Source organism: Desulfosporosinus acidiphilus SJ4 (assembly GCF_000255115.2).
Lineage (GTDB): Bacteria > Bacillota > Desulfitobacteriia > Desulfitobacteriales > Desulfitobacteriaceae > Desulfosporosinus > Desulfosporosinus acidiphilus.
In genome coordinates this window covers 1-22,999 of sequence record NC_018068.1, presented here as the reverse complement: position 1 = coordinate 22,999, position 22,999 = coordinate 1, and the positions used below count along the sequence as shown (strand labels likewise).

The 22,999-nt window shown below is 39.5% G+C and carries 18 protein-coding genes, 5 tRNA genes and 1 other RNA gene; 1 reads left to right on the top strand and 23 read right to left on the bottom strand.

The window, feature by feature from the left end:
• Positions 1-226 precede the first annotated feature (226 nt).
• The 23 genes from nifJ to dnaA form a co-directional block, all read right to left on the bottom strand.
• A complete protein-coding gene (gene nifJ, locus DESACI_RS00110) occupies positions 227-3,754 on the bottom strand; it encodes a pyruvate:ferredoxin (flavodoxin) oxidoreductase (RefSeq protein ID WP_014825155.1) in 3,528 nt (1,175 codons plus the stop codon).
• Between the two features lie 265 nt (positions 3,755-4,019).
• Positions 4,020-4,274: a pro-sigmaK processing inhibitor BofA family protein gene (locus DESACI_RS00105; protein WP_014825154.1), complete on the bottom strand. Its 255-nt coding sequence runs from the start codon at positions 4,272-4,274 to the stop codon at positions 4,020-4,022.
• A gap of 92 nt (positions 4,275-4,366) precedes the next feature.
• Positions 4,367-4,963, bottom strand: a complete 597-nt coding sequence (gene recR, locus DESACI_RS00100; RefSeq protein ID WP_014825153.1) for a recombination mediator RecR — start codon at positions 4,961-4,963, stop codon at positions 4,367-4,369.
• Between the two features lie 7 nt (positions 4,964-4,970).
• On the bottom strand, positions 4,971-5,312 hold the full coding sequence (locus DESACI_RS00095; protein ID WP_014825152.1) for a YbaB/EbfC family nucleoid-associated protein: 342 nt from the start codon (positions 5,310-5,312) through the stop codon (positions 4,971-4,973).
• A 47-nt stretch (positions 5,313-5,359) separates the two neighbouring features.
• Positions 5,360-7,051, bottom strand: coding sequence for a DNA polymerase III subunit gamma/tau (dnaX, locus tag DESACI_RS00090; RefSeq protein ID WP_014825151.1), 1,692 nt, complete (start codon positions 7,049-7,051; stop codon positions 5,360-5,362).
• Between the two features lie 299 nt (positions 7,052-7,350).
• Positions 7,351-7,616, bottom strand: an RNA gene (gene ffs, locus DESACI_RS23355) — signal recognition particle sRNA large type.
• Between the two features lie 59 nt (positions 7,617-7,675).
• Positions 7,676-7,767, bottom strand: a tRNA-Ser gene (locus DESACI_RS00085).
• A gap of 196 nt (positions 7,768-7,963) precedes the next feature.
• Positions 7,964-8,785 carry a stage II sporulation protein R gene (spoIIR, locus tag DESACI_RS00080; RefSeq protein WP_014825150.1) on the bottom strand — a complete coding sequence of 274 codons (822 nt, stop codon included), beginning with the start codon at positions 8,783-8,785 and terminating at the stop codon, positions 7,964-7,966.
• Between the two features lie 290 nt (positions 8,786-9,075).
• Positions 9,076-9,543, bottom strand: coding sequence for a DinB family protein (locus DESACI_RS00075; protein WP_014825149.1), 468 nt, complete (start codon positions 9,541-9,543; stop codon positions 9,076-9,078).
• A gap of 182 nt (positions 9,544-9,725) precedes the next feature.
• Positions 9,726-9,816: transfer RNA gene (locus DESACI_RS00070), tRNA-Ser, on the bottom strand.
• A gap of 102 nt (positions 9,817-9,918) precedes the next feature.
• Entirely contained in the window at positions 9,919-10,371 is a 453-nt protein-coding gene (gene tadA, locus DESACI_RS00065; protein WP_014825148.1) for a tRNA adenosine(34) deaminase TadA, read from the bottom strand.
• A gap of 13 nt (positions 10,372-10,384) precedes the next feature.
• Positions 10,385-10,462 (bottom strand) — tRNA-Arg (locus DESACI_RS00060).
• Between the two features lie 112 nt (positions 10,463-10,574).
• Positions 10,575-10,651: transfer RNA gene (locus DESACI_RS00055), tRNA-Arg, on the bottom strand.
• A gap of 79 nt (positions 10,652-10,730) precedes the next feature.
• Positions 10,731-10,820, bottom strand: a tRNA-Ser gene (locus DESACI_RS00050).
• A 74-nt stretch (positions 10,821-10,894) separates the two neighbouring features.
• Positions 10,895-12,160, bottom strand: coding sequence for a serine--tRNA ligase (serS, locus tag DESACI_RS00045; protein WP_014825147.1), 1,266 nt, complete (start codon positions 12,158-12,160; stop codon positions 10,895-10,897).
• A gap of 28 nt (positions 12,161-12,188) precedes the next feature.
• Complete coding sequence (pdxT, locus tag DESACI_RS00040) at positions 12,189-12,776, bottom strand: pyridoxal 5'-phosphate synthase glutaminase subunit PdxT (RefSeq protein WP_014825146.1); 588 nt, start codon at positions 12,774-12,776, stop codon at positions 12,189-12,191.
• Between the two features lie 2 nt (positions 12,777-12,778).
• Complete coding sequence (pdxS, locus tag DESACI_RS00035; RefSeq protein ID WP_014825145.1) at positions 12,779-13,663, bottom strand: pyridoxal 5'-phosphate synthase lyase subunit PdxS; 885 nt, start codon at positions 13,661-13,663, stop codon at positions 12,779-12,781.
• Positions 13,664-13,780: 117 nt separating this feature from the next.
• Complete coding sequence (gyrA, locus tag DESACI_RS00030) at positions 13,781-16,249, bottom strand: DNA gyrase subunit A (protein WP_014825144.1); 2,469 nt, start codon at positions 16,247-16,249, stop codon at positions 13,781-13,783.
• 14 nt (positions 16,250-16,263) lie between these two features.
• On the bottom strand, positions 16,264-18,180 hold the full coding sequence (gene gyrB / locus DESACI_RS00025) for a DNA topoisomerase (ATP-hydrolyzing) subunit B (RefSeq protein WP_174270327.1): 1,917 nt from the start codon (positions 18,178-18,180) through the stop codon (positions 16,264-16,266).
• A gap of 169 nt (positions 18,181-18,349) precedes the next feature.
• Positions 18,350-18,601 carry an extracellular matrix regulator RemB gene (gene remB, locus DESACI_RS00020; protein WP_014825142.1) on the bottom strand — a complete coding sequence of 84 codons (252 nt, stop codon included), beginning with the start codon at positions 18,599-18,601 and terminating at the stop codon, positions 18,350-18,352.
• Positions 18,602-19,699: a DNA replication/repair protein RecF gene (gene recF, locus DESACI_RS00015; protein WP_014825141.1), complete on the bottom strand. Its 1,098-nt coding sequence runs from the start codon at positions 19,697-19,699 to the stop codon at positions 18,602-18,604.
• Between the two features lie 6 nt (positions 19,700-19,705).
• Positions 19,706-20,809, bottom strand: coding sequence for a DNA polymerase III subunit beta (gene dnaN, locus DESACI_RS00010; RefSeq protein WP_014825140.1), 1,104 nt, complete (start codon positions 20,807-20,809; stop codon positions 19,706-19,708).
• Positions 20,810-21,058: 249 nt separating this feature from the next.
• On the bottom strand, positions 21,059-22,420 hold the full coding sequence (dnaA, locus tag DESACI_RS00005; RefSeq protein WP_014825139.1) for a chromosomal replication initiator protein DnaA: 1,362 nt from the start codon (positions 22,418-22,420) through the stop codon (positions 21,059-21,061).
• Between the two features lie 367 nt (positions 22,421-22,787).
• Between dnaA and rpmH the strand changes: the two genes are divergently transcribed.
• Entirely contained in the window at positions 22,788-22,922 is a 135-nt protein-coding gene (gene rpmH, locus DESACI_RS23350) for a 50S ribosomal protein L34 (RefSeq protein ID WP_007777819.1), read from the top strand.
• Positions 22,923-22,999 lie beyond the last annotated feature (77 nt).

Genomic DNA, 22,999 nt, shown 5'->3' with positions numbered 1-22,999 from the left:
CATTTTTATACCTAATAATATAAAGGAAACATAGCTGGCTCTAAGCCTTCGGCGAAAGCGGCAGCTATGTCTCACTTATGCTGGAGACGAAGACACTGTTTTCGCACGAATTAATTCTTTTTGCAGTATTCAACCAAAGGTTATCCTTCTGATAGTACAAAAAAAGAGAGCAGATGACTCTGCTCTCAAATTCATAAATCCTATTTAGAACAAACTGGGATTTTGATTATTCTCCCCATTTTTGTTCATTTAAGCGTTTATAAGACTCGTAACGAACTTTAGCATACTTTTCTGCTCCGGCAAAGAGTTCTTCAGCCGTTTCAGGGAAGGTATTCAATAAGGACGTATAACGTACCTCACCCATGATGAAGTCGCGGAACGGTATGGTTGGTTCTTTAGATTCCAAGGCGAATGGATTCTTTCCTTCTTCGGCTAAATCAGGGTTAAAGCGATAGAGATGCCAGTACCCTGAATCCACAGCTTTCTTAGCTTCTTGGACACTCTTGGTCATGCCGGCTTTAAGGCCATGATTAATACATGGAGCATAAGCAATGATTAAGGAAGGTCCTTTGTAAGCTTCTGCTTCTTTAATAACTTTAATGGTTTGACTCATATTAGCACCCAGGGCGATTTGAGCAACATAAACGTAGCCATAACTCATGGCCATCATGCCCAAGTCCTTCTTGCGGATCTTCTTACCTGCAGCAGCAAATTTGGCGACAGCGGCACGAGGCGTTGATTTTGAAGATTGGCCGCCGGTATTGGAGTAAACCTCAGTATCCAATACGAGAATATTGACATCATCTCCGGAAGCCAGAACATGGTCTAAGCCGCCATAGCCAATATCATAGGCCCAACCGTCTCCGCCAATAATCCATTGAGATTTTTTAACGAGATGGTCTTTCTTACTACGAATTTCAGCTAAAACTTTGTTGTCTCCGCTATAGCCCTCAAGAGCAGTCCGAATTTTAGCCGCTGCTGCTTTGGATGCATCAGCATCGTTCCAGCCTGCAAGCCATTCTTGGAAAGCACCCTTTAGCTCAGTACTAATTTCCATTCCCAAAGCTTGGTTCATTAAATCTACTAATTTTTCACGTTGCTGACGAACACCCAAGTACATTCCATAACCGAACTCGGCGTTATCCTCAAACAAAGAGTTAGCCCAGGAAGGTCCTTTGCCTTCGTTATTGGTGGTATACGGAACGGCAGGAGCACTTCCACCCCAGATGGAACTGCAGCCGGTAGCATTAGAAATCATCATGCGATCACCAAAAAGTTGGGTAAGGAGTTTTACATAGGCGGTCTCTCCGCAACCCGGGCAAGCACCGTTGAACTCCAGTAAAGGCTGAACGAATTGGCTGCCCTTAACCGTTGTAACATCAAAGAGTTTAGCTTTATTTTCTAAAGTAACGGCATACTCCCAGTTTGCTATTTGATGTTCGAATTGCTCAGCAGCAGGCTTCATGACTAATGCTTTTTCTTTGGCAGGGCAGACCTCAGCACAGTTTCCGCATCCAGTGCAATCCAAAGTGCTTACTTGAACACGGAATAGTAAACCAGCAGCCTCTTTACCGATCGCTTTTTTACCAGCAAACGTTTCCGGAGCATTCTTTGCTTCTTCTTCGTTCATTAAGAAAGGACGAATTGCTGCATGAGGGCAGACATATGAACATTGATTACATTGAATACAATTGTTAATTTGCCATTCAGGAACCATAACACCAATCCCGCGTTTTTCGTAAGCAGTGGTACCAACCGGGAAAGTTCCATCTTCTCGACCGTTAAAAGCACTGACCGGGAGATTATCTCCTTCTAAGGCGTTCATTGGACGGAGAATATTCTTAACAAAATCCGGCTCATCAGCGGCAGCTGCGGCTTCACTATCCTGAGCATTAGCCCAAGATGCCGGAATTTCCACTTTAACAAGTGCCGATACACCTTGATCAATGGCTGCATTGTTCATGTCAACAATGTTTTGACCTTTTTTACCGTAGGTCTTAACAACAGAAGCTTTCAGATAATCGATCGCTTCTTCAACGGGAATAACATTGGCAAGTTTGAAGAAGGCAGCCTGCATAACCATATTGATCCGTGAACCGAGACCTATTTTACGGGCAATGGAAACTGCATCAATGATATAGAAATTAACTTCATTACGTGCAAGAGCTTGTTTCATGGATGCCGGAAGTTTCTCATCAAGTTCTTCAGGAGTCCATTGGCAATTCAAAACGAAATTGCCTTTTTTCTTTAAGCCTTTTAAGAGGTCATATTGATAAACATAAGTTTGGTTATGACATGCAATATAGTTAGCACCTGTTACATAGTAAGGAGACTTAATGGGTTTTTTCCCAAAGCGTACGTGAGAAACCGTGATGCCTCCTGATTTCTTACTGTCATATTGGAAATATGCCTGAGCATAGAGCTGGGTATGGTCACCAATAATCTTAATAGCTTGTTTATTGGCACCAACCGTTCCATCTGCACCAAGACCCCAAAATTTACAAGCAATGGTTCCTTCCGGAGCAGTATCAATAATCTCATCCTCAGGCAAAGATTTAAAGGTTACGTCGTCGATAATACCAATCGTAAATCCATTCTTTGGTTCGTCAGCTTTAAGGTTTTTATAAACGGCCAATACTTGGGAAGGAGTCGTATCCTTAGAACCTAAACCATAACGACCGCCAACAATGACCGGTTTTTGTTCGTGATTATAGTATATTTCTTTGACATCTAAATAGAGGGGTTCACCCAGAGCGCCAGGTTCTTTCGTTCTTTCAAGAACTGCAATTTTCTTGACAGTTTTAGGCATTACATTAAAGAAGTACTTGCTGGAGAAAGGATTAAAGAGGTGAACTTTTACAACCCCAACTTTTTCCCCTTTAGCCATGAGATAATCCACGGTTTCTTCAATGGTGTCACAGATTGAACCCATAGCAACGATTACATATTCAGCATCTTCGGCACCATAATATTGGAATGGATGATATTCACGGCCGGTAAGCTTTTTATACTCTTGCATGTAATGTTCTACAATATCAGGAACTGCATCATAAAACTTATTAGAAGCTTCACGACCTTGGAAATATACGTCAGGGTTTTGGGCTGTTCCGCGTAAAACAGGATGTTCCGGATTCAAGGCATTGTCGCGGAATGCTTGAACTGCATCCATATCTAATAACTGACCGACTTCCTCATACTCCGGTATTTCAATCTTTTGAATTTCATGGGAAGTACGGAAACCATCGAAGAAGTGTACGAAGGGTACACTTGCCTTAACTGTCGCTAAGTGAGCAATATAACCCAAGTCTAAGGCTTCTTGGACATTATGTGAGGAAAGCTGGGCAAAACCGGTAGCACGAACAGACATTACGTCCTGATGATCGCCAAAAATAGAAAGGGCGTGAGTTGCCAAAGCCCGGGCACTTACATGGAATACACAGGGAAGCAATTCACCGGCAATCTTATACATGTTAGGAATCATCAAAAGTAAGCCTTGTGAAGCTGTATAAGTAGAGGTTAATGCACCAGCCTGGAGTGAACCGTGCACTGCACCAGCAGCACCTGCTTCGGATTGCATCTCCACGACTTTAACAGTTTGTCCATAAATGTTTTTCCTTCCATGAGCAGCCCATTCATCGACCAATTCGGCCATTGTCGAAGAGGGAGTAATGGGAAAGATGGTAGCGACTTCAGTAAATGCATACGATGCATGAGCCGCTGCTTCATTTCCATCCATGGTTTTCATTTTAGCCATTTTTTTGTTTCCTCCTAATCATGTGATAAATTTAATTTTTACCAGGGTTTCGGGCTTCCTTTTTCTATTTCTCTCAAAGATTCTTCATAAAATGAAATATTAGAGTTTGAGGAAGAAATAGAATTTTCATAAAACGTCCAGAAAAACAGACGTAGGGAACTACTTCGCATTTAAGTCGAATAGTTCCCCTTTAGTAATTTTAAGTATACCTCTGAATTGTTGAGGGAGTCAAGAAGTAATAATAAAAATTGTTTAACTTTTTAAGTCAAATACCTAATAACTGGAGAATTGATAAGGTTAATACTCCTGGAAATCCTAAAAGACCAACAATTATTATTGTAAAAAAATTAATTGGTATTGAAAATCCTAGAATACTTAAAAGAAAATTAAATAACCAAAGTCCAACAATTCCGCCTAGACTATGAATTATGACTTTTAAGATAATATTTGGCTTTCCGACAACTGAACGAATGGTAAATCCTATCAGTAAGATGAAAAGTCCAAGAAAGACCAGAGTCATACATTTTCCCCCTTGTCTGGTGCTAGTCCATAAATATGCGCCAGCCAGACAAAGAAGAACACCCAGCCATTTCTTTCTTAAAATTCACTCACTTAGAGTTGACGCCGTCCTTCTAACGCTCGAGCAATAGTCACTTCATCGGCATATTCCAGATCACCGCCCACGGGTAATCCATGAGCAATCCGGGTCACTTTAATTCCTAAAGGTTTTAACAGACGGGCTAAATATAAGGCCGTAGCTTCTCCTTCCACCGTGGGATTTAGAGCCATAACCACTTCCTTAACGCCCTCTAAACGCTTCAAAAGAAGGCTAATGGTTAATTGCTCCGGTCCTATACCCTCCATTGGGGAGAGCACACCATGTAAAACATGATACCGCCCTTTAAATTCTTTAGTCTTTTCTAAGGATACGACGTCCCTGGGATGTTCGACAACACAAAGTTCCGAGGAGTCTCTTTGGGGGTTCTGACAGAGTACACATGGATCTTGATCAGTAAAGTTACAACAAATCGAACATTTTCTTATAGAATGATTCGCGGCGTGAATAGCCTGTGCCAAATCTTCGGAAATCCGGGGCTGCTGAAGAAGATAAAATGCCAATCGACCCGCTGTCTTTGGACCAATTCCCGGAAGGCGTGCAAGACAACTGATAAGATCTGCCAAAGGCTGAGGGTAATTTAGAAAATCCATAGTTCACCTAGAACAAGCCGGGGATCTTTAAACCACCGGTTAATTTACCCATTTCATTATTGGCCATTTCCTGTGCTTTTCTTAAACCCTCATTCACTGCGGCCTTAACAAGGTCCTCCAGCATCTCGACATCAGTCGGATCAACGGCTTCGGGATTAATTTTCAATTCTGTTAATTCCATTTTACCACTCACAATCACTTGAACCATTCCACCGCCGGAAGAGGCATCCACAGTCTTGTTTTGAAGCTCCTCTTGTGCTCTGGCCATGTCTTCCTGAAGCTTTTGGGCTTGTTTTAACATTTGATTCATATTTCCACCCATACCACCCATACCTTTAAACCCTGCCATATCAAACACATCCTATCTTATTATATTGTGCATTGCACTAGCAATCGTTAGTCTTTTATAATTACAAGATCCTCACCAAACATATCCTTTGCTTTATCTATGAGATCTTGATCTTGTTGTTTCTTATCAGGCAGCTCAGAACTCTCTTTTATTTTGAATTCATTTTCCATTACATTGGTTATACTTAGGTCCATCCCAAAAATCTGCTGCAATGATTCTTCAATGGTCTGCCGGTTTTCTATTTGATTAACCTTATCTTTGTGAAAGGAGCATCCTTCTCGAAAAGCAATGGTTAGCACATTCCCTTCAAGTTGAACAGGTTTGCCTTCTAACAAAAAAGCTTGAGTAGATTTCTTACGACGTCTTACTTGATCTAAAACATCATTCCAACGTTCGCGTAAATTCTCAATCGTCAAGATTTCCGATCCTGCTGAAACTCTTTTCTCTGTCGATGTGGTTTCAGTCTTTACATCAATAGCATTCTTTTTCTTAGACGAATCATTATTAACATGATCAATTTCAGCAGCATGATCAACTTCAGCGGGGTGGGTAGATTTTATATCATTTAATAAATGGACGTTTTTACCACTCAATAGTGTTTGCACATTTTTTTCTAATAACGTTAAGCGGTTTAAAATTTCCCCTTGTTCACCTATAATGTTTTGCCCCTCATGTATCGTCTGAACTATTAAAAGTTCGGCGGCTAAACGGGCATTTGAAGCGTATTTCAATTGACCTTCGCCTTGCATGAGAAGTGAAATCCAATGTAATAAGCGAGATATCGGTACCTGCTCACTTTGTTTAACTAAACGTTCCTGAATTTCCGGAGCCACCAAAGGAGCAGCTCCTGTTGTCACATTCAAAAGCATTTGGCGAAGATAATCTAAAAGTTCCCGGATAATTTGCCTCGGATCACGGCCTTGCTGTATCCCGTCCGTTAAGATCGCTAAGCTTTTTCCATAATCCAAGGTCATTAAACTTTCAACCAACTCCGAACTAAAGGTCTCACCAACCATACCAAGGACCTGGTAAACTTCCTTGACACCGATTGGGTCATCTTGAAGAAGACATTGATCTAAAATGCTAAGTGCATCCCGTAGACCACCTTCAGACTTTTGAGCAATCACCTGTAACGCACCAGGCAGAATATTACGTCCCAGTGATTCGCAGACAAGAGTCAGCCGGCTGGAAATGTTCTCTACCGAAATACGATGAAATTCAAAACGTTGTACGCGGGAAAGAATTGTTAATGGTATTTTTTGCACCTCGGTGGTCGCCAAGATAAAAACCACCTGTGGCGGCGGCTCTTCCAGAGTTTTTAGCAAAGCGTTAAAAGCTTCTGTAGTCAGCATATGCACTTCATCAATAATATAAACTTTAAATCTACCTTCGATGGAGCTTAATTTAATATTTTCCCGTAAATCTCGAATTTCGTCAATCCCTCGATTAGAGGCGGCATCAATTTCAAATACTTCAATTGCGGAACCATGGTCAATACTTAAACAAGAAGAGCATTGATTGCAGGGTTCAACATCAATACGCTGCTCACAATTTAAGGCCTTAGCTAAAATTTTCGCTGCAGTCGTCTTGCCGGTTCCTCTAGGCCCGCTAAATAAGTAGGCATGAGCAATTTTGTTTTGCTTAAGTGCATTCATCAATGTCCGCGTAATATGTTCTTGTCCTACTATATTTTGAAATGTTTTAGGTCTCCATTCACGGTAGAGAGCCAAATAAGCCATAACTTCACCCTCAATAATTCGAGCGTTATAATACAATTAAAGGAAATTGCGCTGAGCCAAATAGTATAAAGAAAACTTAGCTGGCGCTCGAAGACATTGTCTTCGCACGAATTAGCTCTTCTTGCAGTATTTAACCAAAAGTTATACTTTATGATAGTATAAACAAAGCTCGGCTTATGCCGAGCTCGTGAGGCAGAAGCCTTTAGTTGCGCTTGAGCTTCCGAAAACAATTAACCGAGGTTATAGTTTCCGACTATTACAAAAAAGATGGTACACGACCACCTTTATCTTAATAATAGCCGTACACCTTTGATCGAACCACCACCTCCGAACGTTACCCTGGTAGAACAGCTCAATTCAGGCAACCTTACGGCACACAAAACGCTCTCCTTAGTGCTGCTTCCGTCAAGACCTGACACGGTTCGGAGTGTTCTGTTGCGTAAGACCAAAATCTCATTACCATCTACCAAAGACAGCTTCACAGGTGAGGACCTTTCGCAGGAGTTCCACCTTGCTAAAGCGGACTGCAAGTTACAAGGACCCGCTACCTCCCCGTCTAGTACGGCTAAAACAATTATAACAAAATAAAAAGCCCAAGTCGAATGCTTTGGCTGAAGTCAAATCTGGCGGAGAGAGAGGGATTTGAACCCTCGACACCAGTCGCCCAGTGTACCCGCTTTCCAGGCGGGCGCCTTCGACCACTCAGCCACCTCTCCGTGCTCTCAAATTTCTACAAACTATTTAATTTGCAACAAATTTAGTGAACAAAAAGAATTATATCTTATCTAGACAAGCGAGTCAAGGGTTAAGTTTTGTAAATATCTGTAATAATTATATACCCGATAAACATGACCACGTTTGCCAGTGCCAGAAAAGCCGAAATACGAGCAAAGAGCCCGCTGAAAGAGCTCTTTAACTCCATAGTTTTTTTACTAACTCCCAAAAATAAAAATCAATTTTAAGTGAATTGTGGACCGAACTATTTTTTATAGTCATTTCTGAGTTATTGGATCTATTACCTTGTACATTCACATTTTTTTCGTTTTTTTGTTTATCCGAATATGGAGATGTATCATTACTTATAGGTATCCCAGGTTTTCCATCGACCTGAACAGCAGTTGAATGCTCAATGTCAATAAAGCAAAGAGGCGGAAAAAGTACGCACCACCAGTTAGAGCCCTTACCCTTTCCTATTACGATCCTCAAGGCCTCATAATCACCTGCCGGTAATATTAAGGTACCATAAGATTTTGTAGGAAAACTAAAATGTCCGTATTCCGTATGTACTGAATAATCTTTACCCCAAGCTTTGACAACCGAACGACCAATTCTCTCCATTTCAGGACGAACCCTCTCAATAATTTGGCGCGATTCTTTTAATGATTTAGAAACTGCTAATTTTGGGGACACTTCTTTTAATATGGCATCTCTTACAGCCCGTTTCAGTGCTTGGTCTTGGTCACTGTCCGAATTTGCGAGAACATGAAATCGTATTAGTTGTTGTGGGTTTTGAGCCAATTTTCCTTCATTATAAACTATTTTCTCAGAATCACTTTTATTCTCATAGATTGTTTGATTTTTTGTCCATATCTTATTGATACTAAGACTAAAGAACATAATTCCAAGCACGGAAACTAATATTGCAATGCTAATAATTACTTTCAGTACTTTTGTCAATCTATCCTTAAATGGTATATCAAATCCTAATCTTAAACTTTTAATAACCCAATCCATATCTGTTTAAAACCCTCTTTCTTGGGCAAATAAATTTTATTGAAGTTTTCACTTATAATTTACCCCAGAATGTGAAATTTTAAACAAATATTTATTTTTATTTTTTTCTCAAGCTCCATTTTCCTAATAAAATTTTTCTATGCATTAGTATAATTTCACTTCGGCACGAAAGTCTATTACTCGCTAACAGCATTACTCGCGGGGTCGCCTTAAAAGGATAGAGGTCTGAAAATATAAAAAAGGACTTCATTAAGCGAAGCCCTTTTGATCATTTTCTAAATAATCATTAGTTAGGATCCAAATCTATGCAGAAATTTTATAGCCTGTACGTGCATACCTTCGTGATACATAGAAAACGTCAGAAATTCGCGGACTGTCTTTAACGTTAATCCGCTAGGCATCGTCCAGGGGGCGGCAAGAACCTCGTCTAATCTTTCCTTAAATGCTTCCTGGATACGATCTGTTTGATCTTCTAACAACTTAATAAGCTCATTGAGGGAAGGGGGCTGGATTGTCCAATCACTTGGTTTTGTATCTTTCCCGAATAATCCAAGAAAGCCTTCCGGTAACAGCATTGGTATTTCTGTAAAGCCAAAAGCAAATCTCTCCTGTACTAAGTAAATGTGACCTAGGTTCCAGCGGATATTGTTATTGAATCCTGCCGGAATTTTATCTACTTGATTTTCACTGAGACCTTTTACAGCATTTAAAGTGTTATTACGAACAACTTTAAGTTGATCAAATAAATATTCACTCATTGTTATCACCCTCCATTCTTATTATAGCAAAGTAAAATGAAGACTCAAAATTAACGGTTATAATTTTCATCCTCATAAAATTTCTATGCTCAGCTTACACAGAAAAAATTTAAAAATTCTCTTAAGGAACAACAAAAGAACCATTCACACGAGTGAAGGCTCTAATCTTTTAAAAATAAATATGGCGGAGGAGGTGGGATTCGAACCCACGGACGGCTTACACCGTCAAACGATTTCGAGTCGCTCTCGTTATGACCACTTCGATACTCCTCCATATAAAGCATAACTCTAAACAGCCATGAATTCTCAATGTATTAGTAATCATTTAATTTCATTGATGCTTAGAAGTTAAACATTTTCGCACTCTGAAAAGAATTAGTTGTTACGCAGTCGCTTAAAAAAGTGTTTTAAGATATCGGAACACTCATCTTCTAAAACTCCGGCAACTACCTCAACTTTATGATTCCATAACTTAAAGTCCATTACATTTAAGACAGAACCTGTTGCCCCGCCTTTCAAGTCCATGGTGCCATATACCAGGTTCTTTAAGCGAGCTTGAAGAATTGCACCGGCACACATGGGGCAAGGTTCCAACGTTACATACAGAGATGCATCCGTCAATCTCCAAGTTCCCATCGTTTCAGCGGCACGTTGGATTGCTAAAATCTCAGCATGGGCAGTTGGGTCATTGCGAAGTTCTTTTTCGTTATGCGCTTCTGCAATAACGGTATCGTTATGAACAATTACTGCACCAATGGGTACTTCACCTTGTTCATAGGCCATTTGAGCTTGTATAAGCGCTAAACGCATCCAATCTTGATGGAGCATAATTACCTCAAAATGGTGACCCCGGGAGGAGTCGAACCTCCGCAAGACAGGGTTTAGGAAACCCCCGCTCTATCCACTGAGCTACGAGGCCTCAGTTTTAACAGATTCCGTTGATAGTTCATTCGGTGACGTCTTCAACTGATCATTCAGCGATTAAATATGCGATATTCGAGTTTCGAGTATCGCACTGCAATTATCACTAATGGTGCGCTCGGAGGGATTCGAACCCCCGACATCCTGATTCGAAGTCAGACGCTCTATCCAGCTGAACTACGAGCGCAAAATAAACAATTAAATCGAATTCTGCTACTGTCGTTCACTTACGTCGAAGAACGAGCTTCGAACACCGATCTTCGCTCTGGCGGAGGGGGTGGGATTCGAACCCACGGACCCCTCACGAAGTCACCGGTTTTCAAGACCGGCTCCTTAAACCGCTCGGACACCCCTCCATGTAAGACGAACAACATATAGGTTAGCATAAATATATGGGAAAGGCAACAAAAATATATTGGAAATTTAGGCGTTAGCCAATATATTCAACGCCCATATAAGGCTGTAAGGCTTTGGGAATATGAATTCTGCCCTGGGAATCCTGACAATTTTCCATAATCGCTGCAACGGTACGTCCTATCGCCAAACCACTGCCATTAAGAGTATGAACAAATTCAGGCTTTTCCTTCAGTCCTCTTCGGAATCGAATATTAGCACGACGCGCTTGGAAATCTTCAAAATTGCTGCAGGATGAAATTTCACGGTATGTATTAAAGCTAGGCAGCCATACTTCCAAATCATAGGTTTTAGCAGAAGAAAAACCAAGATCTCCAGTTGATAATGCCATTACCCGATAGGGAAGTTCTAATTCCTGAAGAATACTCTCTGCATCTTTCGTTAGTAACTCTAATTCTTCATAAGAATTCTCCGGGAGAGTAAATTTCACAAGCTCAACCTTATTAAACTGATGTTGGCGGATTAATCCTCGAGTATCACGTCCTGCTGAACCTGCTTCTGAACGAAAACAAGCGCTATAAGCACAATGCTTCATCGTCAGACAATTGCCGTCTAATATTTCGTCTCTGTAGAGATTTGTAACAGGCACTTCTGCCGTAGGAATTAAAAAATAATCGGTTCCCATCACTTTAAAGGCATCTTCCTCAAACTTTGGAAGCTGGCCTGTTCCGAACATAGAGCTGCGATTTACCATATAAGGGGGCAAAACCTCCATATAGCCCTTAGCCGTATGCCGATCCAGCATAAAAGAGATAAGAGAACGTTCTAAGCGTGCGCCTAAACCTTTATAAAAGGTAAAACGCGCTCCGGTTACTTTTCCGGCTCTCGCGAAATCAAAGATATCTAATTTCTCTCCAAGCTCATAGTGCGCCTTTGGTTCAAAATCAAAGGAACGCGGGGTTCCCCAAGTTCGAACTTCAACGTTCGCGCTCTCGTCTAAACCTACCGGAACAGAAGTATGAGGGATGTTCGGAATTTCAAAGAGAACCTTTTCCATCTCTTCAACGATTTCCGCAGATTTTTGTTCTAAATTTTTAACGGTTTGACCAACTTCACGCATTTCCAAAACAAGTGCTTCAGCGTCTTCTCCATTTTTCTTAAGGCGTCCAACTTCTTCAGAAACTGCATTACGCCGAGCCTTTAACGACTCGATTTCAAAAAGCAGACGGCGTCTTTCTTCTTCTTGCTCTAAAAACCGGTCCAAACTAATAGAAGAATTACGCTTTTGCAAGGCTTCTTTTACCAGATCAGGGTTGCTGCGTACATACTTCAGATCTAACATACTAAACCCTCCCATACCAAGAACGCTTTTACTTTACCCAATATTCATCAATCATACCCAAAAAGTATTGATGGACCCTATGATCCGGGGTAAGCTCAGGATGAAAGGCACTCGCTAATAGATTTCCTTGCCGGGCAAAGACAATTTTCCCATCAAATTCAGCAAGAATACCTACATTTGGAGCAACTTCCCGAAGATAAGGTGCTCTAATAAAGACAGCGCGCAGAGGATGAGAGCCCATAGCAGGCACCTGAAGATCCGTTTCAAAACTAGCCACTTGTCTGCCAAAGGCATTGCGTTCTACTGTTGTATCCATTAAATTTAATCGATACTGGTCACTGTCTATAATAGTTTTACTGAGTAAAATCATACCGGCACAAGTTCCAAAGATCGGAAAATCTTTGGAACCCATTTCCTTGATTCTTTCGCCCAACTCATCAATTTGTAATAGTTTTCCGATCGTTGTGCTTTCGCCACCGGGAATAATCAGACCATGAATTCCTTCAAGGTCGTTTTTTTTACGTACTTCAACGGCTTCGCAGCCCAATTGATTCAAAACCTGCCGGTGCTCACGAAAAGCCCCCTGCAAGGCTAAAACGCCGACGCGTTTTTGCATAGTTACCAACCCCGATCTTGCATACGCTGAGCATCTGTCAAAGTTGAAATTTCAATACCTGTCATGGGTTGTCCAAGATCCTTAGAGACTTCAGCCAAGATTTTGGGATCATTATAATGGGTCGTTGCCAAAACAATTGCCTTGGCTCTCGCTTTAGGATTATCGGATTTAAAAATTCCTGAACCAACAAAAATACCGTCCACCCCAAGCTGCATCATAAGAGCAGCATCTGCCGGGGTAGCTATTCCACCTGCTGCAAAGTTAACAACGGGCAGTTTTCCATGTTCTGCAACATAAAGTACTAATTCATAGGGTGCACCCATATTTTTAGCAGCGGTCATTAATTCTTCCTTAGGCATAACCGTTAAAGCACGTATATCGCTCATAACGGTTCTCATATGACGTACAGCTTCAACAACGTTTCCGGTTCCCGGCTCGCCTTTTGTGCGGATCATGGCTGCTCCTTCACCAATTCTGCGTAATGCTTCACCAAGATTACGGCAGCCGCAAACAAAGGGAACTTTAAAATCATGTTTATTAATATGAAAGGCATCGTCCGCCGGAGTTAAGACTTCTGATTCATCGATATAATCAGCACCCAATGATTCTAAAATTTGTGCTTCAACAAAATGCCCAATTCTTGCTTTAGCCATCACTGGGATTGTTACAACATCCATAATATTTTTAATAATCGTAGGATCGGCCATTCGCGCAACCCCACCTTCTGCCCGAATATCGGAAGGAACACGTTCTAAAGCCATGACAGCGCATGCCCCAGCTTCTTCAGCAATCTTGGCTTGTTCCGGAGTCGTCACATCCATGATGACGCCGCCTTTTAACATCTCTGCCAACCCAGTCTTTACTTTTAATGATCCGAATTCTGCCATCGTTAATTCCTCCTATTATTTATGTTAGTGACCAGTCATCTATCAGTTTTCGACAATTTTCCTGACCTCTGACTTCCAATTCCAGACATGGTAACACCTAGATTTTATTTTGTCAATTTAATCCTCTGGTTCAGATTCCTCGTTATTTTCGTCCTCTCTCATAGCGACCTTCGCCATAGCAACAACTTTGTCATCATCGTCGGTCCGCATCGTCGTAACCCCATGGGCTGTCCGCCCTTGATTAGAAATACTCGAAACCTGGAGACGCAGCATAATACCATTGTTTGTAATAACCATTAGTTCATCTTCCACTTCCACTACTTTAACTCCGATGAGCATACCTGTTTTAGCATTTAATTTCATCACTATAATTCCTTTGCCGCCTCGTCCTTGTACCCTAAACTCCTTAAGGTCAGTGCGTTTAGCAAAGCCATTTTCGCTCATCGTTAAAAGTTCGCCTTCATCTCCGATGACGTCCATACCTACAACTTCATCATTTTCTTCAAGTTTTATGCCTTTGACTCCTCGCGCGGTACGACCCATATATCTTACTTCTTCTTCAGGAAAACGAATGGCAATTCCTCGACGTGTTGCCAACAAAATATCGTTTAATCCTTGTGTTAACTTGACCCCAATCAGTTCATCACCTTCATCGAGGGTCAGCGCAATCAACCCTTCACGCCGGGAGGAATCATATTCGTGAAGCGCCGTTTTCTTCATGATACCTTTTTTCGTGGCTGTAATTAAAAAATAATCAGGACTAAACTCTTTGATTGCCATGACAGCCGTTATCATTTCATTTTGGCCTAAACTTAAAAGATTAATCACAGCCGTTCCTTTGCCCGTGCGGCTGGCTTCCGGAATTTCGTGAGCTTTGAGACGATAGACTTTGCCTTGGGACGTGAAAAAGAGAATATAATGGTGCGTCGAAGTAATAAAGAGGTGTTCGACAAAGTCTTCTTCTTTGGTAGCCATCCCGTGAACACCTTTACCGCCTCTATTTTGACTCTTATAGGTGTTTAAAGGCAATCTCTTAACATAACCATAATGAGTAACAGTTACTACAACCTCTTCTTCAGCAATAAGATCCTCAATATTCATTTTACTCACATCAACGGTAATTGACGTTCTGCGTGGATCTCCAAATTTATCTTGGATTTCCTTAAGCTCATTTTTAATAATCTCAATAACCATACTAGGTGAGGCAAGAACTGACTTGAGGTAGGATATCGTTGTCATAAGTTCGTTGTACTGGTTTTCTAATTTGTCGCGTTCTAAACCCGTTAAACGTTTTAAACGCATATCCACAATTGCCTGGGCTTGTTTTTCACTCAATCCGAAACGGCTTGATAAATTATTTCGTGCTTCGCTCTCATCCGCTGAAGACCTAATTGTTTCAATAACCTCATCAATATGATCAAGGGCAATTCTTAATCCTTCTACAATATGGGCTTCTGCTTCGGCTTTATTGAGCTCAAATCTCGTTCTGCGAACAATAACATCTTTTTGGTGCTCAATGAAATAATGAATCATATCTTTAAGAGTGAGGACTCTTGGTTGATTATTAACAAGTGCCAACAAATTTACCCCAAAGGTGTCTTCCATTTGAGTATGCTTATAAAGCTGATTCAAAATAATTTGAGGATTAACATCTCGTCTGAGTTCAATAACAATACTCATCCCTGAACGGTCACTTTCATCCCGCAGGTCAGTAATCCCGTCAAGTCGTTTGTCTCGTACTAATTCTGCAATCTTTTCAATGAGTCTTGCTTTATTAACCAAGAAAGGAATTTCCGTCACAACAATTCTCATCTTACCGGACTTTTCCATACTTTCAATCGTTGCTTTAGCCCGAATTTTAATAGAACCTTTACCCGTTGAATAAGCGGATTTAATGCCATCATAACCCATGATAGTTCCACCGGTGGGAAAATCAGGGCCTTTAACATAGTTCATTAAATCAATACTCGATAATTCAGGGTTGTCTAACATCGCAACCGTAGCATCAATGACTTCGTTCAAATTATGAGGAGGGATATTTGTAGCCATCCCAACAGCAATTCCCGAAGAACCATTGACTAATAGGTTGGGGAATTTAGCTGGCAATACAGTGGGCTCTTCTTGTTTTTCATCATAGTTTGGAATAAAATCAATGGTATCTTTGTCGATATCTGCCAGCATATAGGTGGCAATCTTAGCCATCCGAAGTTCTGTATAACGCATGGCAGCGGCAGAATCGCCATCAATCGAGCCAAAGTTTCCATGTCCGTCAATTAAAGGATAACGACTCGCAAAATCCTGATCCATACGTACAACTGCATCATAGATGGAACTATCTCCATGAGGATGAAATTTAGCCATACAATCCCCGACAAGCCTTGCAGATTTACTGTATGGTTTATTTGGGGTCATACCTAATTCATGAAGCGTAAATAAAATTCGGCGATGAACCGGTTTAAGTCCGTCCCGTACATCCGGTAAAGCCCGGCTAACTATTACACTCATAGAATAGTCGATAAAGGACTTTCGCATTTCATCTGCAATTTCAACAGGAAGAACTTTTCCCCCTTGGATTTCATCCGACATGAACGAGCACTCCTTTAAGTATCCAAATTACGTACATCTTTTGCGTGCCGCTGAATAAACTCCCGGCGCGGCTCTACCTTATCACCCATTAATACTGAAAACATATCTTCTGATCTGAGAGCATCCTCAATGGTCACCTGTAAGATTGTCCGCTTCGCCGGATCCATCGTTGTTTCCCATAATTGCTCAGGATTCATCTCTCCCAAACCTTTATAACGTTGAATCTCAACTTTCTCCCGTCCTATTGTGTCCAGGATTTTATTAAGTTCAGCATCTGAATAAGCATACTGTATATCTCTTCCCTTTTTTACTTTAAAAAGTGGAGGCTGAGCTATATATACATAGTTATTTTCGAGTAAAGGTTTCATATAGCGATAAAAGAACGTTAATAATAGGGTTCTAATATGCGCCCCGTCGACATCGGCATCCGTCATAATGATCAGCTTATTATAACGCGCTTTACTGATATCAAAATCGTCCGATATGCCGGTTCCCATGGCGGTAATCATCGCTCGAATTTCAGCATTGGCTAATATTTTGTCCAATCTGGCCTTTTCAACATTTAAAATTTTACCTCTCAGCGGTAAAATTGCTTGGAAACGACGGTCTCGGCCTTGTTTGGCAGAACCACCGGCACTATCTCCTTCGACAATATACATTTCGCAGAGATCGGGTTCTTTCCAGGAACAATCAGCTAATTTACCAGGCAGTGAAGTTCCTTCTAAGGCACTTTTACGCCGAGTTAACTCCCGCGCTTTTCGGGCTGCATCCCTTGCCCTTGCAGCTTGAAGTGACTTTTCAATAAATTTACGGGTAACCGTAGGGTTTTCCTCTAGAAAAGTACTTAACCCCTCGCCAGTTGATGAATCTACAATTCCTCGAATTTCACTGTTGCCAAGCTTTGTTTTTGTCTGACCTTCAAACTGTGGATCGGGGACTTTTACTGAAACTACTGCTGTTAGACCTTCTCTGATATCATCGCCAGAAAGATTTGAATCAGAGGATTTTAGTATATTATTTTTTCGAGCATAATCATTAATAACCCGTGTTAAGGCCGATTTAAAACCAGCTTCATGAGTTCCGCCTTCCTGAGTATTAATATTATTGGCATAAGAATACAGATTTTCGGTATAACTATCATTATATTGCATGCAAACTTCCACTTGAACCCCATCTTTATTGGTTTCAATAAAGATGGGCTGAGGGTGCAAACAGTCTTTAGTTTTATTAAGATACAAGACAAAATCTTGAATACCGCCCGTATGAAAAAACGTCTCTTGAATATCGGATCGCTCATCCTTTAAATTAATCTTAACACTCTTATTCAAAAAGGATAGCTCTCTAAGTCTATGAGCTAAAATATCATAGTCATAGACAGTGTCTTCAAATATTTCTGGATCTGGCATGAATGTTATTTTAGTTCCGGTTCCCTCTGTAGTCCCTATATCTAAAAGATCGGTTGTGGGCTTTCCTTTGGCATATTCTTGGTGATAGATATGACCGCCTTTAGAAACTTCCACGATCAGCCAATTTGATAAAGCATTAACAACACTGAGGCCAACTCCATGTAAACCTCCGGATACTTTGTAAGCACTCTCACTTCCGCCGAACTTCCCGCCGGCATGTAATACTGTTAAACAAACTTCGACCGTGGGTTTCCCCATTTTTGGGTGAATATCTACCGGAATCCCTCGACCATTATCGATGACAGTAATGCTATTATCGTTATGAATATAAACATCAATTTGATCGCAAACACCTGCTAAAGCTTCATCAATACTATTATCAACAATTTCATAAACTAGGTGATGAAGTCCTCTGCTGCTTGTTGAACCGATATACATCCCCGGACGCTTGCGTACAGCTTCCAGTCCTTCAAGAACTTCAATCTGCCCTGCATTGTAACTATCACCCGGATCTGGAATATTCATATCTGTATCATCTTGCAAAGCTTTTTCCTCCCAAATAATACCTTCAACCTTATTATTGTACACTAAATAAAACTATGTTTCAATTTAGTTAAGAATAAATACCACTAACTATCTCTTTAAAGAGTGATACTTAGTGGCACAATAGTTTTAAATAATCTATTGTAAAATATCACTCATCTAAAACAGAAAAAGATCGCTTAAATAATGTTGTTGATGAGATAGGTGACAAAAAGTAGTTTTCAGTTGTAATAATTAATGATTTCTCTTTTCCAGGTTCGGAAATATAAACAAGTTTATCGTTGTCTTTTATATTATTTAAAAATTTATTGTTGCCTTTGCCTTCAGCTGCAATTTCAAGATCTATAATTGCAACAACTATATCTTTTTTTATTAAGATATCACCACCAAGATGTAAATACATTTATCCTTCCCTCCTCCTTATATGCCCTTTGTCTACATAAAACTGAGCACCAGATTCAAGTTGTTTCTCAGCACTTGTCATGGTTATCAACGTTTGTATATGTGAAGTCTCAATGAACTTTATTAAATAGTTTCTCCTAAAACTATCAAGTTCAGACAAAACGTCATCTAATAAAAGAAGAGGATATTCCCCTTTTTCTTGGTGTATCAGCTCTAATTCACTAAGTTTCATACTTAAAACCATTGAACGCTGTTGACCTTGTGAAGCATAAAGGCGTGCAGGCTTATCATCTAATAATATCTGTAAATCATCACGGTGAGGACCAACAAGAACCATTTGACGATCAATTTCTTGGTCCATTTTCTGATTTAATAAATCGGGAAATTCTTTGATTGCATCCTGACTATTCTTTTTACCTAAAGCATAATAACTAATGGTGAGTTTTTCCTTTTCTGACGTAATATTTTTATAAATTTCATCAGCAACCTTAAGAATACGTTTTGTTAACTCATCACGGTGAAGAATTATTTTTGTCCCCAGCTCTACAATTTGAATATTCCAAAGCTGCAGTTGAGAGGATTTTAAAGATTTTTCATTGTATGACTTAAGCAGTGCACTTTTTTGCTGAATTACTTTATTATAGGCATTAAGTAACCTTACATAACCAGGTCGTATTTGAGCAATATGCAAATCTAAGAATCGACGCCGTTCCGAAGGACCGCCTTTTACCATAATAAGATCATCCGGTGAAAAAAAAATAACGTTAATAGTTCCTACAAAATCAGATAAACGCTGACATGGAACGTGATTGATTTTCACTCGTTTCTTTCTGTCTTGAAAGTGACTCTCTAAGAATATTTTATGGTGATTGACAATAAAATCACCATAAAGATGAAAATCTTCTTTATCCCATTTTAAAAGTTCATGTTCCCTTTGTACCCTATATGACTTTCCGGTTAAGAGATAATAAATCCCTTCGATAATATTTGTCTTACCCTGACCGTTATTTCCAACTAAAATATTAATCCCTGGCACAAATGTTACAGATTCATCATCATAATTACGGAAATTTTTTAAATGAAAGTTAATAATATTCATAGTTAATTATGATATTCTAACCGGCAAGACGAGATAAAGGTAATTGGGATTGTCTAACGGACGCATCACTCCAGGACTATAGGGTCCTGAAAGTTCGAAGATAATTTGATCTGTATCAATAACCTTTAAAGCATCGATTAAAAATTTTGCATTAAAGGCGATCATAACATCTTTTCCTTGTGCTGTAATTTCTATTTGCTCAGATATTTTACCTAGTTCTGTCGTTTGGTCAATTTTTAATTGTGTACTTTCAACTTGAATTCTAATGATATTGGCACCGCTTTTTTCATGAGATAATAGTGAAGCTCTTTCTACAGATTCGAGAAAATTCCTTACTGAAAGATTAATTTTTGTTTCGCAAGTTTGAGGAATAACTTGTTTATAGTTAGGAAACATACCATCTATTAATCTTGATACAAGATAAATTAGGCCAAATCTGAAAACAACCTGTGTTTTATTAAAACTAATTTCAATAGATTCATCTTCGTCTTTCAATAAACGATATATTTCAGATAAAGTTTTAGCGGGAATAATTCCATTAAAACTTGCATTTTCAGGATTATCTACTTCGGAAATACTATATGCTAAACGATGAGTGTCTGTTGCCACAAGTCGGAGGTTAGAACCTTCAATCTGCATAAGAGTTCCATTAAATACCGGCCTGTTTTCTTCAACAGCACATGAAAATATCGTCTGCCTGATCATATTTTTAAAAATTGCGGTAGGAATGCTATAAGATACTGGGTCAATCAGGTCAGGAAGGAGGGGATATTCTTCAGGATCGTATCCTCTCAGTGTAATTTCTGATTGATAGTAATATATAATAATTGCTTGATTTTCCTCTTTCATGGTTATCATTGTATCGGGAAGTTTACGAACAACTTCAGCAAATAATTTAGCCGGTACGACTGTTTTTCCCTCTTCTTCAATCTGGGCAGGTATTTCACATTGTATTCCAAGTTCCAAATCTGTTGCTGAAAAACGTAAACACTGATTTTCAGCACTTATTAGAATCCCTGACAGAACGGGTAACGTATTTTTGTTTGATACTGCACGTTGCACGGCATTTACTCCAGAAATTAAGGAATCCTTTGAGCAGAAGATTTTCATATTGAATCCTCCTATGATTTTAACGGTTCTAAACGACAGTTATTAATAATAAGATAATAGTTAGTAGTTATAGTAGTATAGCTTGTCAAGATGTGGATAAGTTGAATATCCAGCAGTATGTCATAGTTTAAGCATGTTGAAAAAAGAGTGGAGAAGAGGGTATTATTTGTCCACATGTCCACAAAAGTTAATATTTCCTTCGGTTATTCAGATAATGTAAACAAGTTATTCACATTTAAAACCGTTACTCTAATCATTCTGGATGCGTTGAATTAATTCGTTAATTTTCTTCTCTAAAATAGGATCCACTTGAATTGCTTGAGTAATTTTTTCGTGAGCATGCATTACTGTTGTATGATCCCGTCCGCCAAATTCGTCACCTATTTTTGGTAACGACGAGTCTGTTAATTGACGCGCTAAATACATAGCAATTTGTCTTGGAAAAGCCACAGCACGAGTTCGTTTCTTTGCTTTAAATTCGTTGGGTGATAGATGGTAATAATCTGCAACCGCTTTTTGAATCGTTTCAATAGTTATTGGTTTCGAAGTATTTGTCGGTAAGATATCTTTAAGTGCTTCCATGGCAACTTCAGCTGTTATTGGCATAGAGCTTAACGAGGCAAACGCTATAACTCTAATTAAAGCACCTTCAAGTTCACGAATGTTAGTATGTATCTTATCTGCGATATAAACCATGACTTCATTGGAAACTTGTAAGTTTTCAACTTTTGCTTTTTTTCTGAGGATAGCAATTCTTGTTTCTAAATCAGGTGCCTGTATGTCTGTAATAAGGCCCCATTCAAATCTCGAACGTAAACGATCCTCTAAGGTTGGTATTTCTTTCGGCGGACGATCTGATGAAATAATGATTTGCTTATTGGCCTCATGTAAAGCGTTAAATGTATGGAAAAACTCTTCCTGTGTCCGTTCTTTACCCGCTAAGAATTGAATATCATCAATTAAGAGAATATCAACATTTCTATAATGATTACGGAATTCAATAGCATTTTCATCGCGTATTGAATCGATAAGTTCATTGGTAAATTTTTCGCTGGATACATAAAGAACTCTTGTATTTGGTGAGCGCTGTAATACATGGTGACCAATGGCATGCATTAGGTGGGTTTTACCTAAACCTACGCCCCCATAAATAAATAATGGATTATAGGATTTAGCAGGAGATTCAGCAACAGCAAGTGCAGCAGCATGGGCAAAACGGTTACTATTGCCAATAACAAATGTGTCAAAGGTATATTTTACATTGAGAGAGTTTGGTAATGGTTCATTCTGTTTAGGGCCGTTTTCTGACATAGGGGATTTCAGAATAGGGTCTTTTTGAAAAATCTCTTCCGGTGTTGGAATAGTAAATCTTAAACTTACGGAATGACCTATAATTGATTGAACGGAGGACCTTATTAGGGACGCATACCGACTTTCCAACCAATCTTTTGCGAAATCATTGGGAACACTAATCACTAGAGTATCCCCATCAATCTCAATTAGCTGAGTTGAACTTAGCCATGTTTCAAAGCTGGGCCTGGTAAGTTCATTTTTCAGTTTTTCGAGTGTTTCCTGCCACAATAGATGCGGTGTGATTGGTTGTGGTGGCATGAATGGACCTCCCTTGTTTAAAAAATGGTAAAGCAAATGACAATAAAAAAGTTATACACAAACTTATACACATTTGTGGATAACTTGATCAAATTGCTAGTTGTGGATAATAAAAATAAGATTGCTGTTGAGTTAGTAGATGGTGTGAAACTATAATACCAAGTTTTTTAAGGGTTATCAACAGGAAGATTTCGTGTTTATATAAATTATTCACAGTGGATAACTATTTTTAGTCCTTATGTTATCCACATCCTACATGATATGCTTGCTTGACAGATTAAAAAAAATTAGAGTATAATCTGTTAGTAAGTCTGTTGCTTTAAAGTTTTTTCGTGGTTGTTCGTTTAAAAAAGGAGGTGTCTTTAAATTGAAAAGAACATATCAACCGAAGAATCGCCGTCATAAGCGAGTTCACGGTTTTTTGAGTCGTATGAGTACGCCAACTGGGCGAAATGTTATAAAACGCCGTCGCTTAAAAGGTCGCAAAAAGTTGTCAGTCTAAGGCCGCAATTCTGTGGCCTTTTTTTAAATAAATTATTTAATTTTACTCTGAAAGTTTTTATGGTTTAAATTTCTGCT

What these genes read in the sequence shown, in the direction of transcription:
- nifJ (WP_014825155.1), bottom strand. Translation starts at nt 3,754, where the DNA reads ATGGCTAAAATGAAAACCATGGATGGAAATGAAGCAGCGGCTCATGCA.
- DESACI_RS00105 (WP_014825154.1), bottom strand. Translation starts at nt 4,274, where the DNA reads ATGACTCTGGTCTTTCTTGGACTTTTCATCTTACTGATAGGATTTACC.
- recR (WP_014825153.1), bottom strand. Translation starts at nt 4,963, where the DNA reads ATGGATTTTCTAAATTACCCTCAGCCTTTGGCAGATCTTATCAGTTGT.
- DESACI_RS00095 (WP_014825152.1), bottom strand. Translation starts at nt 5,312, where the DNA reads ATGGCAGGGTTTAAAGGTATGGGTGGTATGGGTGGAAATATGAATCAA.
- dnaX (WP_014825151.1), bottom strand. Translation starts at nt 7,051, where the DNA reads ATGGCTTATTTGGCTCTCTACCGTGAATGGAGACCTAAAACATTTCAA.
- spoIIR (WP_014825150.1), bottom strand. Translation starts at nt 8,785, where the DNA reads ATGGATTGGGTTATTAAAAGTTTAAGATTAGGATTTGATATACCATTT.
- DESACI_RS00075 (WP_014825149.1), bottom strand. Translation starts at nt 9,543, where the DNA reads ATGAGTGAATATTTATTTGATCAACTTAAAGTTGTTCGTAATAACACT.
- tadA (WP_014825148.1), bottom strand. Translation starts at nt 10,371, where the DNA reads ATGCTCCATCAAGATTGGATGCGTTTAGCGCTTATACAAGCTCAAATG.
- serS (WP_014825147.1), bottom strand. Translation starts at nt 12,160, where the DNA reads ATGTTAGATCTGAAGTATGTACGCAGCAACCCTGATCTGGTAAAAGAA.
- pdxT (WP_014825146.1), bottom strand. Translation starts at nt 12,776, where the DNA reads ATGCAAAAACGCGTCGGCGTTTTAGCCTTGCAGGGGGCTTTTCGTGAG.
- pdxS (WP_014825145.1), bottom strand. Translation starts at nt 13,663, where the DNA reads ATGGCAGAATTCGGATCATTAAAAGTAAAGACTGGGTTGGCAGAGATG.
- gyrA (WP_014825144.1), bottom strand. Translation starts at nt 16,249, where the DNA reads ATGTCGGATGAAATCCAAGGGGGAAAAGTTCTTCCTGTTGAAATTGCA.
- gyrB (WP_174270327.1), bottom strand. Translation starts at nt 18,180, where the DNA reads ATGAATATTCCAGATCCGGGTGATAGTTACAATGCAGGGCAGATTGAA.
- remB (WP_014825142.1), bottom strand. Translation starts at nt 18,601, where the DNA reads ATGTATTTACATCTTGGTGGTGATATCTTAATAAAAAAAGATATAGTT.
- recF (WP_014825141.1), bottom strand. Translation starts at nt 19,699, where the DNA reads ATGAATATTATTAACTTTCATTTAAAAAATTTCCGTAATTATGATGAT.
- dnaN (WP_014825140.1), bottom strand. Translation starts at nt 20,809, where the DNA reads ATGAAAATCTTCTGCTCAAAGGATTCCTTAATTTCTGGAGTAAATGCC.
- dnaA (WP_014825139.1), bottom strand. Translation starts at nt 22,420, where the DNA reads ATGCCACCACAACCAATCACACCGCATCTATTGTGGCAGGAAACACTC.